This window comes from Paenibacillus sp. ACRSA, assembly GCF_022346845.1.
Lineage (GTDB): Bacteria > Bacillota > Bacilli > Paenibacillales > Paenibacillaceae > Paenibacillus.
In genome coordinates, this window is record NZ_JAKRNP010000004.1 from 261652 (window position 1) to 276778 (window position 15127).

The following is a 15127-nucleotide window of genomic DNA, read 5'->3' on the forward strand; positions in this document are numbered from 1 at the left end:
TTTATTGCATGAGTATGTTGCTAGTATTTAGGGCTGGATGCTGGTATGTATCCATGACGTTTCCGTCGTTGCTTGCTTGCCATTCAGGGACTCCCCGCGTTCACCGTTCATGTGGGATAGGACTGTGAGTGTAATGGATAAAGCAAAAGCAAGCAGCACATATATGCAAATGTTCTTTTTGTTCATATTTAGGTACCTCTCTTGTTGTAAGCTAGTGACTGTCTATCATGAGAAAAAAAGCACAACGTCTGGTATAGTAGAGAAAAGCATAGAACGACGCCATGTATACACTATATAAATTGTCATGAATGCAAACAATGGAACAAATCTGATGAAGTTATCATTATTACTGATGAACGTAGAGATAGAGACTAGGCTGTTTAAATTGAAGTTAAGAGTATACAGGAACGGAGAAGACAGAAATAACGTGAAGAAGCGAAGCGTTCGCCTTTATCTCCGGATTTTCCCTTTGAAAAAGGGATTCAAAAAAATCTGGGGATAACAGCGATCGGAAGGTTATTCTGTCATCGGAGTGGCAAGTGTACATCTTTTTAGTTTAATTTAATCAAGCCTAGAGAGTAGAGAGAGTGAATTTTGAAGGTGGGGGAATAACATGCGGGAGACGGCAAAAATCGTCATTCGTACACCTGGACAGGAAAGTGATGGTTCATTTGCTTATGTACGGCAAGGGCGCTCCATAACGGTAGGGCGTTACACAGGAGGCAGTGAACTGGATCTGTCCGTGTACAATCAGATGATTTCCAAACGGCACTGCCGTATTCATTATGATACACAGTTTCAGCTGTGGGTCGAGGATCTGGATAGTAAAAATGGAACGGAACTGAACGGGCAACGCCTTGTTCCATATGAGAGGTATCCTTTTGCAGAAGGGGACAGCCTGACTCTCGTGAATGGACTGATCCAGCTTCGGATCGAGAACGACTTGGAGGAGACGCGGGAGTATCGTCTTTCTGACCTGCTTGGTGAAGGAATTAGAGTGCACGATCATATGCAAACTGTACAGATTGGCGAGGTGGAGATTCCATTATCGAAGAAGGAGTTCCAGCTGTTCAAATTACTTTATAGTCAGCTAGACCATTTTGTGACGCGTGAGCAGATTGTCAGTCAGGTATGGCCTGAACGTAGCATATTGGAAAGTGAACCGGTGGGGATCGATGAGATTAACTCCTTGATCTACCGTACGAATCGAAAGCTCGGCATTCATTTTACGATCAAATCGGTGTATAAAAAAGGTGTGTACATGAAATCTCATGTACCGGATTTAACGAACTAGGTTGTTTCCTTGATCCTGATGGGTTGGGAAGTAGCGCTATTGATGATCAACATCTTCAACTCCCAAAGGATGAGGTTATATGTCCATCATTCCATGGCTATTCGCCGTGTTAACCTTAATAGCTGTCCTGTCCATCGTGCTTGTTAGCTGGAAAAATGGAATCTCCCCGATGCCCACGTCCCGATTGGTCAGACGCGTTGTCATTCAGGAGGTAAATCGCATTCCTGGTTATGGCGATGTAATCGAGGCAGGCTCTGGATGGGGCACACTCGGCTTGGATGTCGTGCGGTATTGTCCGGGTAAACGGCTCACGGGTATCGAAAATTCTCTCCTGCCTCTGTGGGTTTCTCAAGGAATCACATATCTGAGTGTACGCTTCCGTGAGGCCAAAGGTCGACAACAATCCATGAAGGGTAGACTGCGGTTCATCCGCGGCAATATCTACAATAGCTCCTACGAACATGCTGATTGCGTCATCTGTTATTTGTTTCCCGGAGCGATGAATCGTCTGAGTGATAAGTTCACACGTGAATTGCCGCCAGGTGCGAGAGTGATTAGTGTCTGTTTTGCATTGCCGGGCAAGGTGCCGCTTCGCACGATTACCTGTCCGGATGCTCTGCGTACGAAGGTATATGTCTATGTGTTCTAAGCGAATAGAATGGTATTGGCTCTGCTCTCGAAACACGGATGATCATACGCAACAGGATATATAAATGAACGAAACTAAGGCTCCGTACACACTCTTTAAGTGGATTCGGAGCCTTACGTCTAGCTTGGAATAGATACGTTGTTTATTGAGTTGTTGCACAGATTCAAATTTGAGCTAGCTCGTTGTTTATTTTGCTGAATCGGTTGTACTTGTGCTGTCAGAAGTAGTGTCGGATTGTCCGCGGCCTCTTCCGCCTCCAAATCCACCTTGACCATTACCTCCGCCAAAACCGCCCATGCCGGATCGAGCTGTAGTGACACCTGATTCATTGACCCAAGTTACATTGCTTGTGGATTGGAATGCGACGATCTTAGTTCCGCCACTATAGGTGCCATCTGTGTACAGTCCATCTACGGCTGTGCCTGTAGAAGTTCCACCAGAGTAGATGACATAAGATCCGTCTTCTTTCAGGTCAGGGGAGCTAACGACTACGGATTGGTAATCCTTCGCTGGAGCGAATGTCAGAATGTTGTTGCCTTCACTGTCTTCAACATGAACGAGTGTTCCTGCTTGTTGAGTGGCAGGGAATGTCATGACAATTGCATTTTGAGTAGACGCATCGGATGTACCTTGTGCCATGCCTGAACTTCCGGCTGCGATCAGATATCCGCCGCTCATCTCAAATGTGCCATCATAGTCGAGTGCTCCATTGCCATTATCTGTTGGACCATTGACGATTACAGTACCACCAGTCATGGAGATCGAACCGTTCGCATCCAGCCCGTCACCGCCTGCATTCACAGTGAGTGATCCACCGTTAATATGCAATTCGTTGTTGCCAGATGATTCACCCGGCATACCACCAGGTCCGCCGTTTTGTTGAGCTGCATTCGTGCCAGTCTGATCAGTAGTGGATGTCGTGCCTGTTGTATCCGTGTTTGGACTAGCTTCAGCGGTAGCGGTGGTTGTAGTCTCTTCACCACCAGCTGCGTTAACGCCATCATCGGATGCAGTGACATCCACATTTCCATCATTCAGTGTAATGATTGCACCTTCAAGTCCTTCATAACTATTCGCAATCGTGATATCTCCACCATTAATGGTAAGTGCCTGATCTGCATGGATTCCGTCATCGCCAGACTTTATGCTGAATGTTCCGTCATTTACTGTGACATTACTGTTGCTATGCAGAGAGTCATCCATGGAATCAATTGTGTACGTACCACCGTTAACGGTGAGATCGGTACCTGCTTTGAGCGCTTTGGCGCTGATGGATTCCTCTTCTGTTGTCGTGGTGGCTGTGTCTGCATCGGCATTGGTTTCCGTCGTTGCTGTATTCGCAGAGCTGGATGAAGCTGCGTTGTTGGTGCCTGCTGCAGCATTCCCGCCAGCATTATCCGGCATATCGGCAGGACGCTCGCCATCCGGCGGTGTACCCATATCGGTAGGTGGCGTCCCCATGTCTGTTGGAGGTGTGCCACCGCCAAATCCACCGCCCCCACCGCCAAACGGTCTTTCCTCTACTTTGGCTGGTGCATTTGCACTTCCACCAGCAGTTACAATATTGTATGTGCCGCCATCCGTAACAAGGGCAGTCTCAGCCTGAATACCGTCGCTACCACTTTCAATGTTGAAGGTACCATCTGCAATGGCGACAAAGCCTTTAGAGGTATCGGTATCATTAGTAGATTTAATTCCGTCCCCTTCTGCATCAATAGTGATTGTGCCTGCCTGAATCGCAACCATGTCTTTACCTTTAATGCCGTCATCGGCAGCCTTAACATTGATCGTGCCGCTGATAACTTTCAGATCATCCTTACTCGTAATGCCCTCATTATAGTTACCTGTAACCGTTAGCTGACCTGTACCGTTGAACGTCAGATCTGCTTTGCTAAAGATAGCTGCATCCGGCTCGTCCGTCGTATCATCGGCGTATACGTAGGTTTTGCCATCCGAAACTTCGTTTTTCGTTCCTTTTTCAAGTGTAATGACGGCTTTGCCAGCCTTCTGAATGTAGATCCCTGCACTATCGTTATCATGAATCTTTGCCCCGTTTAACACGAGGTGCACGACGCCTTTATCCGCAACGTTGACTACAATTTGCCCATCTGTCAGTTCACCGCTAAGCACATAAGTACCGGCTTCTGAGATGGTTACCGTACCATTTGCTGCTTTGGCTCCCGATCCAGTCACCGCTGCGGTTGTCCCGTTCAGTTTGATGATGGTGGAGTCCGTTTCAGTCCAGCTCACATTGGTATCATCTGCATCGAGTGAGACGAGGTCGGCGAATTTGACCGAAGTTTGTTCACTCACGGAGACGCTTTTGGTGGTTCCTGTCGTTGTTGTTGTTGCAGCATTGGCTGTTGTATTCGTTGCTGCTGGGGCGCTGCATGCTGTTACCAGTGCAGTAATCATCGCTATAGACCACAGTTTGCTTCCGGCTATCACTTTCTTCTTCATATGTTATCGATCCCTTCAAATTTAAATTAATAGAGTTTTAATAGTCGGTGGTTGGGCTCATCGTTAAGGAGATATCCAGGTTGCCGTTCCGTGTACGGATCGCGTCAAGGAATTCCTTCTGGCTAACACTTTCGTGGATAGTTACGCTATATACCAACTCGTACAGACTACCAAGTTCGGTCGTTCTGATTTTTTTCAGATCAAAAGGTACGTTGAATGTATGGAACACTTCGTTCAGTGCTTCTTCATAGCTTAAGTTCTCTGGAATAGTTACTTTCAGTGTTTTCTGCTGGCTCTTCTTGCCGCCGAAGTTGAAGCGACTCAGGACAAACATCAGTACACACAAGACAACTGTGAACAGAACCGCGTATCCAAAGGCACCAACTCCGCACGCTAGACCAGATGCCATCGTGAACAATACGTATGCGATATCTTTCGGGTCACCAGGCGCACTCCGGAATCGGATAATGGAGAAAGCACCCGCCAAGCTGAACGCTCGGGCAATGTTACTGCCGATGAGCAGGATGATGATGGCGACAATGACGGGCAGAACAACCATGGTTAAGGTGAAGCTCTGTGAGTAGGTGCTCTGATTGGTCTTCATGTAAGTGAGACTAATGATAAGTCCCAGAATAATTGCTAGTCCGATGGTAATCACGGAACTGCTAAAGGTTAGTGTTGCATCATCTAATGCGGAGCTGAATAATGAATCAAGCATATAGGACACGCTCTCTTTCTCTAATGGATTGTTCTTGTTCCATCGCAGGTTCGAAGTCTGTACCTGGTACGAGCACCCGCTCTGTCTGGTAATTCAGGTTCGTTGTTCTCGCCAGATGTCTGTATTCGTTGCCGTATTTGGAGAATCCAGTACGGTAGAGACCGTGTTCGGATAACAGTTGAGATAGCCAGATTGGAACCGTTTTCTCGGCTTTCACTTCCATAAGCCATCGACCGTCCTTCACGAGCGGTTCGCCGTAATCTCCCTGTTCCAGCTTCAGATCGTATCTGCGGCTGCGAATGTTGGTATCAAAGGTAATGCGGAGATCGCGGCTGTTTTTGTCAAACAACGCTTTGCGTTCATACGCTAGATACACTTTCGGTTCAAGATCATACAACCGGAGGAAGTATTTGATCTCCTCAACGACCTGTTTGTTCATGTAATCAGCGAGTTCCGGCGCCTGCCCAGTACGAACGAACTCGTAGGCTTCATCAAGCTTCAGGGCTGTTCTGCGCTTGTTGACCAGGCCGAATACTTTCTTTTTGATCTCTAAGTACACTTTGGCATTCTCCTCAGGTACACCGTATGCTCTCAGCCGCAGCTTCTCTTTGTATTTCGGTTTGGAGAGACTAGCACGAATCAGTGAATCTTGCGGTGTATCGAAGTAAAGGTTACTAATCGAGTAAAACTCGTGTTTCTTGTTATACGCATCTAGCTCCATATATTTCAGCAGGTCGCTGTAAAAATGTTCATACTGCTCTTCGGTCAGAAGATATTTGCTCTCATATCGGTTGAACACCTCAATAGCCATGTCACGTCATTCCTTTCCTTGTGTCGTTTTATGTTGTGGTACATTTTGTCTTGCTGTCATGTCTGTATCTTAGAGGGTTAACCTTGAATGAATCTTAAATGATTTTACATTCCGTTAATCTTTTTTTACCTTCCTATAATAGTGCTCAGCCAAAACATAAATTAAGATTGATTCAAGGTTCCACAGATATAATCATTGGTATAATAGATGAACATGTTCACAACCAATCCATATAGAGGGATGAATACAGATGAGAATACTAATTGCGGAAGATGAGATTCATTTGGCAGAAGCCGTATCACAGATATTGAAGAAAAATAATTATTCCGTAGATATGGTGCATGACGGAAGATCGGGGCTTGATTATGCACTCAGTGGCATTTATGATCTATTGCTGCTCGACATTATGATGCCGGAGATGGATGGAATTACGGTACTGAAGACTTTACGCAGCGAAGGCAACCATACACCGGTGATTCTGTTAACTGCTAAGGGAGAGATTGGTGATAAAGTCACTGGGCTCGACTATGGAGCAGATGATTATATTGCGAAGCCATTTGCAACAGAAGAGCTTCTAGCCCGCATTCGCGCAGCACTGCGACGTAAAGGTGAGGTTGTACCTGAGGATGCTCTCAAATTCGGAGATATTGAGCTGAATACCGTGCAACTGAAGCTCTCGGTGCAAGGCAAAGAGATGAAGCTTAATCTGAAGGAAAACGAACTGCTAGAGCTACTGATTACGCGCAAATCGGCGATTACCTCCAAAGAGCAGATCATTGAGAAGCTGTGGGGATTCGATTCGGAAGTGGAGTATAACAATGTGGAGGTGTACATCTCGTTTTTGCGCAAAAAATTAACCTTCTTGAACTCCGCGGTTCGCATTAATACCATTCGGGGTGTGGGTTATGTACTTGAGGTGACAGCCTGATGTTCAAGAAACTCAGAAATCGATTCCTTATCGTGAACCTGGTGTCCATCTCGATTATGATGCTGGTCGCCTTCGCAACGATCTATACAATTACCTACCAGAATGTGCAGCGCGAGACCAATATGGAGCTGTACAAGGTATCTGATTTCTATCACGGTCCTTATAATTCTTCCAAAATGCTGCGTGGCGAAGATGGGCTCTCTGGTGTAACAGGAGGGTCAGGTACGTCGGGTGCGTCAAGTGCGTCAGGCATAGGATCACCGCCAGCGGATGGACTCGGGGAGAATGGAGGAGGGCTGGGGGAAGATCCTAACTCTCCGCCTGCACGTTCTGTATCGTTTATGATCCAGACAGATAATGATTGGAAGATTACCAATACACATTCTCGCTTCAATATGGATGCTACCTTTTATGAAGAGGCTCTGGGGAAGGTCGATCAGGATAAGCTGAGCAGCGGCAATCGTCAGACGGGGCAGTTTGCACTGGATAGCACCGAGTGGGCTTATGTAATTAATCAGAGCAGTGATGGGTATATGGTCGTGTTCATTGATGTAACGGCACAACAAGGCATTCTTACGAATCTGATCTATACGTTTGCGGTTGTGGGGCTCGCGATGCTGATCGTCATTTATTTCCTGAGCCGCTACTTCGCGAATCGTTCCATTAAGCCTGTTCGTGAAGCATTCGAGAAGCAGAAGCAATTCATTGCCGATGCATCTCACGAACTGAAAACACCGCTTGCGATCATCAATACCAATGCTGATGTGTTACTCGCCAATAGCGAGGATACCATTGAACATCAAGCCAAATGGCTTCATTACATTAAGTCCGAGACAGAGCGGATGTCCAAACTGACGAGTAGTCTGCTCTATCTGACCGAGATTGATGATTCCCGATCTACGATGATTCATGCCAAGTTTAATATGAGCGATGCAGTTGAGACGATTATTTTGACGATGGAAGCGATGATATTTGAGAAAAGCATTTCCCTTGACTACAGCATAGAGCCTGAGCTTATGGTTCATGGCAACAATGAACAGATTAAGCAGGTCATTCTGATCCTACTCGACAATGCCGTGAAATACGCTAAATCCAAGGGTGCAGTGAATGTTACGTTGAAGAAGCAGAATAACGAAGTAGTGCTTGCGGTGTCTAACACTGGCGAGGGTATTGCCCCTGAACATCTGGATCGAATCTTTGATCGTTTCTATCGAACGGATGCCTCCCGTGCCCGTCAACATGGTGGACATGGTCTTGGACTTGCGATTGCACGATCTATTGTGGATCAACATAAAGGTCAGATATATGCTCGGAGCGTGGTTAGAGAAGGCGCGACGTTCTACGTACGACTAACCTAGATGATCGGGTAACAACGATCGGAAGGTTGTTCTGTCATCGTAGTGGCGAGCAGCAATATTTTTGTTCAGGTTAGTAGATGGAGTGGGCGTTGTATGTATTAGCCGAGGAATATCTTTAAAAAGAGATTACCGCCAAGCATAAGATGTGCCAGTAACGGGTTAACCTATGCTACAATAGCAACAGCATGTATGAACCAAGGAGCTGACTGAATTGACCGAGACGAATCCAATTAATGAACAAGAAATGATGCAATATATTGCAGATAAAACAAAAGCAAGTCAAGCGAACATTGCGCTTGTTCTGAAGCATGAGCAAGCTTACATCAATAAAGCACATGAGAATGCCAAAGGTGATGTAGATATCGATGGCGATGATCTGGCGGATTACATTGTGAGCCGCAAAGACGTGAAGCTGGATGAGCTGACTGTGGAGAACATCCTGGATGCTGAAATGGATTACTTGATGGACAAGGGCCACGCAGGGTACATTGATTAAGTTTTGAAGTATGGTAACAGTTGAAAGACCTGCAACGAGAATGCAATAAGCATATCTCGAAGCAGGTCTTTCAACTTATCTATCTATTTCATTGATAATGTTGTATATGGTTTATTGACCAACCATTCCGCCGTCCACAGTGTAGAGGGAGCCTGTGACATAAGAAGCTTCTTCGGACAAAAGGAAGTTCATTACGGCAGCAACTTCGGCTGCTTCGCCATAGCGACCCATTGGAATAGTAGAGACTGTTGCAGATTGATAATCATCCACATTACCAGAGTTAGCTTCAATCTGACGCATCATACGAGTATTGATTGTTCCTGGCAATACGGCGTTAACTCGGATATTGGAAGAAGCCAGTTCATTCGCAGCTGTACGGGTAAGACCCACTACAGCATGTTTAGACATAATATATGGAGACATCCCTGGAGCTCCCATTAAGCCTGCAAGGGAAGATGTGTTCAGAATCGCTCCGGATTTTTGTTTTTTCATCACAGGAATGACATTTTGCAACCCTAGGAATACACCACGTACGTTGACATTGTATACGAGGTCGAGTGCTTCAACACTCAGTTCATCAATGGAGCCAGTTGGCCCTTCAATACCTGCATTATTGGCGAAGTAATCAATTCTTCCAAAGGCATCAAGTGCTTTTTGCACATAGTTTTTAACGTCTTCTTCTTGAGATACGTTGGCTTTTACCGCAATGACATGCTCTTGGTCTAGATTAAGATCTGCAATGGTCTGCTCAATCGCTTCTTGATTCAAATCGACCAGCACCAGATTGATTTTGCGTTCAGCAAGGCGGCGTGCTAATTCTTTACCAATTCCTCCGGCTGCACCAGTAATTACGGCTGTATGTGTGTAGGATGTACTCATGATCTAATCCTCTCCTTCGGTGAAATGTTGTTCAGGCGATCATCTCTATAAAAAAAATGATTCATCCTGTCGTCTATATTTCCTGTCTTAATGTTAAGATATACATAAGAATGTGACAATCGTCATTGACAACGCAAATGTCAGCTATCGAACACAGATGTAAGCGGTGTTCATTTAGGTTACAATAATGGACAAAGGAGGCGGGAATGTTGATTATCGAACATCCTCAGGATCGCAGAGCACGAAGAACGCAGGATGCAATCATCGCTGCGGCGGTTTCTTTAATATTGGAAAAGGGAGCGGACGCTGTTACGATTCGGGACATTACGGAGCGAGCGGACTACAACCGAGGTACGTTCTATTTGCACTTTCCAGGCAAGCCGGAGCTACTTGAATTTATTTTGGAAGATTTCATGCAGGGTGTGGGACAAGCGTATGCAGAACCATATGCGCATTTAAAAGAAGTGGATATGACCGCATTGCTGCCATCTACAATGCCGGTTTTTAATTATATAGAAGCACATCAGGACATCTTTCGTGCTTTAATCACGATGCACAGTGATATGAGTTCCAGGCTATGTAATATGTTTCGTACCTACTTAACACAGGATTTTGTTCTTGTCACCGAGGATAGCGAGCACGTCATTAATTACGACATTATGCTGAGTTACCTCGTATCGGCAACAGTTGGTGTCATTATGCACTGGGCGGAGATCGGGTTTAAATATTCTGCACATTATATGGGTGAACAGTTAACGGCGTTGATCAACATCAAACCGACCCGTCTGCTGATTGAACCAGGGCAGAAGGGTCGGACGATTCACGAACGTATGCTGTTAGATTGAGATAAGAAAGGGAGGATGGCTATCCAGTCATAGAAGCGTCAGCTGCGCGTTGCAGTTGTAACAATTGTTCGCGCACACGTACAGCCTCTCCAATGATAATTAAAGCCGGATTATTCACACGTTCAGAGACTGCGAGCGATTGCAATTCAGCGAGTGTGCCCGCAATGATTCTTTCCTGCGAAGTAGTTCCCCGTTCTACAAGGGCGGCTGGTGTGGAGCTGGGTTTGCCATGACGTAATAGCTCCCGTTGGATATCGGCCAACTGACTGATTCCCATGTATATGACCAGGGTATCTACGCTGTGAGCCAACAGATCCCAGCGAACCGATGATACGTTACCATCACTGCCAGTTCCGGTGACACAAGCGAAGGATGAAGCCAGTCCGCGGTGGGTCAGTGGAATCAAGGTGGATGCGGATGTACCGACAGCAGAGGTGATGCCTGGAATGACCTCAAAGGCAATGCCGGCCTGTGCTAGCACAAGTGCTTCTTCACCGCCGCGTCCGAAGATGAACGGATCACCGCCTTTGAGGCGAACAACTCGTTTTCCTTCCGCTGCATGGGTGATGAGCATCCGTCCAATCATCTCTTGGCTCATCGAGTGTAGCCCAGGAGCTTTGCCGCAATAGATACGCAGTGCATCTTCAGGAGCCTCGGCAAGCAGTTGATCATTGACTAGACGATCATAGAGAATGACATCGGCCGTTTGGATTCGTTTCAAGGCTTTTACCGTGATCAGTTCAGGGTCACCAGGACCGGCACCGATAATACTGACGAATGATGTACTCATGATCGTGTCCCCACCTTCTGTGCTGAATCTGTACTTGTTAAGCCCGAACGCCCGCCCTGAATGGTTGCCAGTTTGGAAGAAGAGTGGGAGGAAGTCCCCCACGTATGTGCTGCATACAGACCTAAGCCAGTGAAAATGGCTCCGCCAATAAGATTTCCGGCTAACACGGGAATCTGATTCCATAACCACCAATCGGCGATGCTCACATTAGCGCCTAGCATCATACCTGCCGGAATGACGAACATATTCACTACGGCATGCTCGAATCCTTGCGCGAAAAATATCGTGATGGGCAGCCACATCGCAACGATTTTACCAATGGTGGACGTAGAAGTCATAGCCATTACTGCGCCGAGGGTTACCATCCAATTACATAATATCGCTTTGATTACAACGAGACCGATACCTGCTGCGCCTAAATGTTGATACCCTAATGTTTTAGCCTCACTTGTCTGAATCAACGTTTGAATGAGTGGGCTGCTCAGATCTGTGCCCATTTTGGTAAGTGTGAGCCCGTATAGAGCAGCATAGAATAAACATCCTAAGAGATGACCGACAATAACCCAGCAATAATTACGCATCATGCTCATCCATGTAACTCGTCGTTTCAGTAGTGCTAATGGAATCATGGCGAAGTTGCCTGTCACAAGTTCCAGTCCCAGAAGAATGATAATGACGAATCCCGCTGGGAAAATCAGTGCACCTGCCAAACCAACGGAAGTTTGAGATACAGCGGTATAAGCAAGTGTTGTTGCAAATGCGAGGATAGCGCCTGCCAGAAAACCGCGAATCAGCATCTGAATCCGATTCATCCTGGCTTTATTCTCACCTGCTTCCACCATTGATTGCAGTACTTCTGCCGGTTTAACAAAATCCATAGTGCACTCCTCCTTGCTGTCAGGCCACCGCAAATAGTGACGATCTAACCTGCGATAGTAATATAAATTTCCCCACTAGCTCCATCAATCTCTGTTTTGTACGTATTGAGACAACCGTCATCCGGTTCATGTACTTTGCCGTTACGAAGATCGATCTTCCAGTCATGGAGCGGACAATGGACAGACGTCCCACATACCATACCTTCGGACAACTTGCCGCCCTTATGAGGGCAGCGATTTTCTACCGCATGTAGGCTACCATCGCTGAGCTTGAAGACCGCGATCTCCGTATCCTCTACCATAAACGTACGTGCACCCTTTTCTTCAATATCTGCAAGGTGTCCAATGTGCAATCTATTCATCGCTGTTCCTCCTATTCTAGTGGGCTGCATTTTGAGTGCTCGCCAGGGGTGTGAAGTTTTTGCGTAAGTTCTCATCCTCAATGATTTCTTTCCAAGGATCAACGGTGCGACCCAGCGTTGCTTCGAGCCGCTCAACCAGTGCCAGACGTACGTCACGATCCTCCAGCGCTGTCTTCACATGATCCAGACCTACGCGTTCAATCCAAGCCGCTGTTCTCTCGTTCCAACGTGCATTCTCTCTATAGTATTGCAGGTAAGCATAGGTCCACTCTTCGACTTCAGCATCGGTTTTCACTGTGCAGAGAAGTTCGGCAGCGCGGACTTTGACGCCTCCATTACCGCCAACATGCAGTTCCCATGCACCATCAATAGCGACGACACCGAGATCCTTAATGGTTGCTTCTGCACAGTTCCGCGGGCATCCGGAGACAGCTAGTTTTACTTTGGCTGGAGCAACCATCTTATCGAGTTTTTTCTCAAGTCGAATTCCCATTTCGATGGAGTCCTGGGTTCCGAAGCGACAGAAGGTATTACCTACGCAAGTTTTGACGGTACGGAGTGCCTTGCCATAACCGAATCCGGACGGCATATCAAGTTCTTCCCAGATCTTCGGCAGATTCTCCTTCTGTACACCGAGGAGATCCAGTCGTTGTCCACCTGTGAATTTCACCATCGGCACATCATATTTCTCCGCAATGGTAGCAATTTTGATCAGCTCTGCCGGAGAAGTTACTCCGCCGTAGATCCGTGGGATAACGGAATACGTACCATCCTTCTGAATATTGGCATGATAACGCTCGTTAGTGAATTTGGATACGCGCTCGTCTTCATACTCTGTATGCCAGATCATACCGAGATAATAGTTGAGGGAAGGGCGACATTTGGAGCAGCCTTCAGGTTCGTTCCAACCAAGGACGTTCATGACTTCCTTAACACTTTTTAGTCCCATTTCCTTGATCTGTGCAACCAGTTCATCCCGATCATAGGACGTACAGCCACAGATGCCTTCTTTGACCTGTTCGCCCACATTATCACCTGCATAATGCGTGAGAAGAGATTCAATGATGGGTTTACATCCACCGCAAGAAGCGGAAGCTTTCGTACAGGATTTAATTGCGCCGAGGGTATTGCAGCCTTTGTTCAAAACAGCGTCCCCAATGGTAGCTTTGGTAACACCGTTACAGCCGCAGACGATCTCGTCATCAGGCATACTTGCCATGCGTTCAGCTACAGATGGACCAGCGCCTGAGCCGCCAGAGGGTACTCCGAGCAAAATTTCTTTTTCACGGCCGCTAATGTCCTCGCCGCTTTTAATGAGGGAGAAGAGTGATGCTCCGTCGGTAGTATCCCCAAACAGCACCGCACCAAGGAGTTGGCCGTCACGGATGACCATCTTTTTGTAGACACCATCCACATCATCTTGAATGCGAATGCTGCGTGTATCAGGGGAGTCCTTGAATTGTCCTGCGGAGAATACGTCCACGCCGGACACCTTCAGCTTCGTTGAGGTAACGGAGCCTTCATAGCCTTCGGTTGCCGCACCTGCCAGGCGTTTAGCTAACACCATGCCTTGTTCATATAATGGAGCTACCAAGCCGTAAGCGATCCCGCGGTGCTCTGCACATTCACCTACAGCAGAGATTCCTGGAATGTTGGTATTCATATAGTCGTCTACGATTACACCGCGATTAACATCCAACCCGGCTTGACGAGCTAATTCGATCTGAGGACGAATGCCGACAGCCATAACAACCAGATCAGTCTCTAGTACGGTTTGATCCGTGAACCGTAGGGATTTCACTCGGTTCTTACCTGTGATTTCTTCGGTGTGTTTGTTCAAAAGGAACTTCATACCCTGTTCCTCCAACTCCCGTTGAAGCATCAAGCCTGCAGGTAGATCTAGGTTTCGATCCATCAAGTGACCATTGATGTGAATAACAGTGACATCCATGCCGAGGTTAAGTAGACCACGAGCTGCTTCTAAGCCGAGCAATCCGCCTCCGATGACGGCAGCTTTGCGATATTTCTGTGATGCGGCCATCATGGTTTCACAATCCTTTATGTCACGGAAACCAATGACGCCTTCTTTATTAGCCCCGGGGAGGGGGAGGATGAATGCCGAAGAGCCAGTTGCCATAATAAGCTCATCATACGAGGCGCGAACACCGGACTCCGATACGACCTCTTTGCGCTCAGCATCAATCTGAACGACCGGATCACCAGGGTACACACGAATGTTATTCTCCTCGTACCAGTTCCAGTCATTAATGACGATATCTTCGATGCTCGTTCCACCTGCCAGCACAGAGGATAGCATGATCCGATTGTAGTTCGGATGCGGCTCTGCGCCAAAGATCGTAATTTCATATGCATGCGGAGCAAGCTTAAGAATATGTTCGATAGTGCGTAAACCTGCCATACCATTTCCGACCAACACCAGTTTTTTTGTTGAACTCATTATGATTAGCCCCCTTAGATCCATTCTGCAAAATGCTCACAACAATCATGTCCAGTAATCATGTCCAGAAAAATATAAAAAGCCTGTCATGCCTCGGTGGATTGCGTAAGTACACACGCATCCCTTGCTCCGAGATTGCAAAACAGGCTTCATTGCCGTTTCAACCAGCTACGCCGTTGTAACTGTGATCGATTCAAATAT

15 protein-coding genes are annotated in these 15127 nt (G+C 46.8%); 6 read left to right on the forward strand and 9 right to left on the reverse strand.

Annotated elements, in window-relative coordinates; all coding sequences use genetic code 11:
* Window positions 1–27: 27 nt before the first annotated feature.
* Window positions 28–186, reverse strand: coding sequence for a hypothetical protein (locus MH215_RS14630; protein ID WP_156395581.1), 159 nt, complete (start codon window positions 184–186; stop codon window positions 28–30).
* A gap of 427 nt (window positions 187–613) precedes the next feature.
* Between MH215_RS14630 and MH215_RS14635 the strand changes: the two genes are divergently transcribed.
* Both MH215_RS14635 and MH215_RS14640 read left to right on the forward strand, forming a co-directional pair.
* A complete protein-coding gene (locus MH215_RS14635; protein ID WP_239291109.1) occupies window positions 614–1294 on the forward strand; it encodes an FHA domain-containing protein in 681 nt (226 codons plus the stop codon).
* A 79-nt stretch (window positions 1295–1373) separates the two neighbouring features.
* A complete protein-coding gene (locus tag MH215_RS14640; RefSeq protein WP_239291111.1) occupies window positions 1374–1943 on the forward strand; it encodes a class I SAM-dependent methyltransferase in 570 nt (189 codons plus the stop codon).
* A gap of 186 nt (window positions 1944–2129) precedes the next feature.
* Here MH215_RS14640 and MH215_RS14645 read toward each other — a convergent pair whose 3' ends face one another.
* Genes MH215_RS14645 through MH215_RS14655 form a run of 3 tightly spaced genes read right to left on the reverse strand, consistent with a single transcriptional unit; the run spans window position 2130 to window position 5932 of the window.
* On the reverse strand, window positions 2130–4403 hold the full coding sequence (locus MH215_RS14645) for a carbohydrate-binding domain-containing protein (protein WP_239291113.1): 2274 nt from the start codon (window positions 4401–4403) through the stop codon (window positions 2130–2132).
* Window positions 4404–4440: 37 nt separating this feature from the next.
* A complete protein-coding gene (locus MH215_RS14650) occupies window positions 4441–5121 on the reverse strand; it encodes a DUF4956 domain-containing protein (RefSeq protein ID WP_239291115.1) in 681 nt (226 codons plus the stop codon).
* Entirely contained in the window at window positions 5114–5932 is an 819-nt protein-coding gene (locus MH215_RS14655) for a polyphosphate polymerase domain-containing protein (RefSeq protein WP_239291117.1), read from the reverse strand. The genes MH215_RS14650 and MH215_RS14655 overlap by 8 nt, the downstream gene beginning before the upstream one ends.
* A gap of 250 nt (window positions 5933–6182) precedes the next feature.
* Between MH215_RS14655 and MH215_RS14660 the strand changes: the two genes are divergently transcribed.
* The 3 genes from MH215_RS14660 (at window position 6183) to MH215_RS14670 (ending at window position 8714) form a co-directional block, all read left to right on the forward strand.
* Window positions 6183–6860, forward strand: coding sequence for a response regulator transcription factor (locus tag MH215_RS14660; RefSeq protein ID WP_239291119.1), 678 nt, complete (start codon window positions 6183–6185; stop codon window positions 6858–6860).
* A complete protein-coding gene (locus tag MH215_RS14665) occupies window positions 6860–8218 on the forward strand; it encodes a sensor histidine kinase (RefSeq protein WP_239291120.1) in 1359 nt (452 codons plus the stop codon). Before MH215_RS14660 ends, MH215_RS14665 begins: the two co-directional genes overlap by 1 nt.
* Before the next feature lie 244 nt (window positions 8219–8462).
* Entirely contained in the window at window positions 8463–8714 is a 252-nt protein-coding gene (locus MH215_RS14670) for a hypothetical protein (protein ID WP_128104660.1), read from the forward strand.
* A 111-nt stretch (window positions 8715–8825) separates the two neighbouring features.
* On the opposite strand, the gene MH215_RS14675 is transcribed toward MH215_RS14670, so the two are convergent.
* Window positions 8826–9593 (reverse strand): SDR family NAD(P)-dependent oxidoreductase, encoded by a 768-nt coding sequence (locus tag MH215_RS14675; RefSeq protein WP_056703368.1) that lies wholly within the window; start codon window positions 9591–9593, stop codon window positions 8826–8828.
* 206 nt (window positions 9594–9799) lie between these two features.
* On the opposite strand from MH215_RS14675, the gene MH215_RS14680 reads away from it, so the two are divergent.
* A complete protein-coding gene (locus tag MH215_RS14680) occupies window positions 9800–10438 on the forward strand; it encodes a TetR/AcrR family transcriptional regulator (RefSeq protein WP_239291121.1) in 639 nt (212 codons plus the stop codon).
* 19 nt (window positions 10439–10457) lie between these two features.
* Here MH215_RS14680 and cobA read toward each other — a convergent pair whose 3' ends face one another.
* The 4 genes from cobA to nirB are packed head-to-tail and all read right to left on the reverse strand — an operon-like array spanning window position 10458 to window position 14926.
* Window positions 10458–11228 (reverse strand): uroporphyrinogen-III C-methyltransferase, encoded by a 771-nt coding sequence (cobA, locus tag MH215_RS14685; protein WP_239291122.1) that lies wholly within the window; start codon window positions 11226–11228, stop codon window positions 10458–10460.
* On the reverse strand, window positions 11225–12106 hold the full coding sequence (locus MH215_RS14690) for a formate/nitrite transporter family protein (RefSeq protein ID WP_239291123.1): 882 nt from the start codon (window positions 12104–12106) through the stop codon (window positions 11225–11227). Before MH215_RS14690 ends, cobA begins: the two co-directional genes overlap by 4 nt.
* A 44-nt stretch (window positions 12107–12150) precedes the next feature.
* Window positions 12151–12468 carry a nitrite reductase small subunit NirD gene (nirD, locus tag MH215_RS14695; RefSeq protein ID WP_056703377.1) on the reverse strand — a complete coding sequence of 106 codons (318 nt, stop codon included), beginning with the start codon at window positions 12466–12468 and terminating at the stop codon, window positions 12151–12153.
* Between the two features lie 16 nt (window positions 12469–12484).
* Window positions 12485–14926 carry a nitrite reductase large subunit NirB gene (nirB, locus tag MH215_RS14700; protein ID WP_239291124.1) on the reverse strand — a complete coding sequence of 814 codons (2442 nt, stop codon included), beginning with the start codon at window positions 14924–14926 and terminating at the stop codon, window positions 12485–12487.
* Between the last annotated feature and the right edge of the window lie 201 nt (window positions 14927–15127).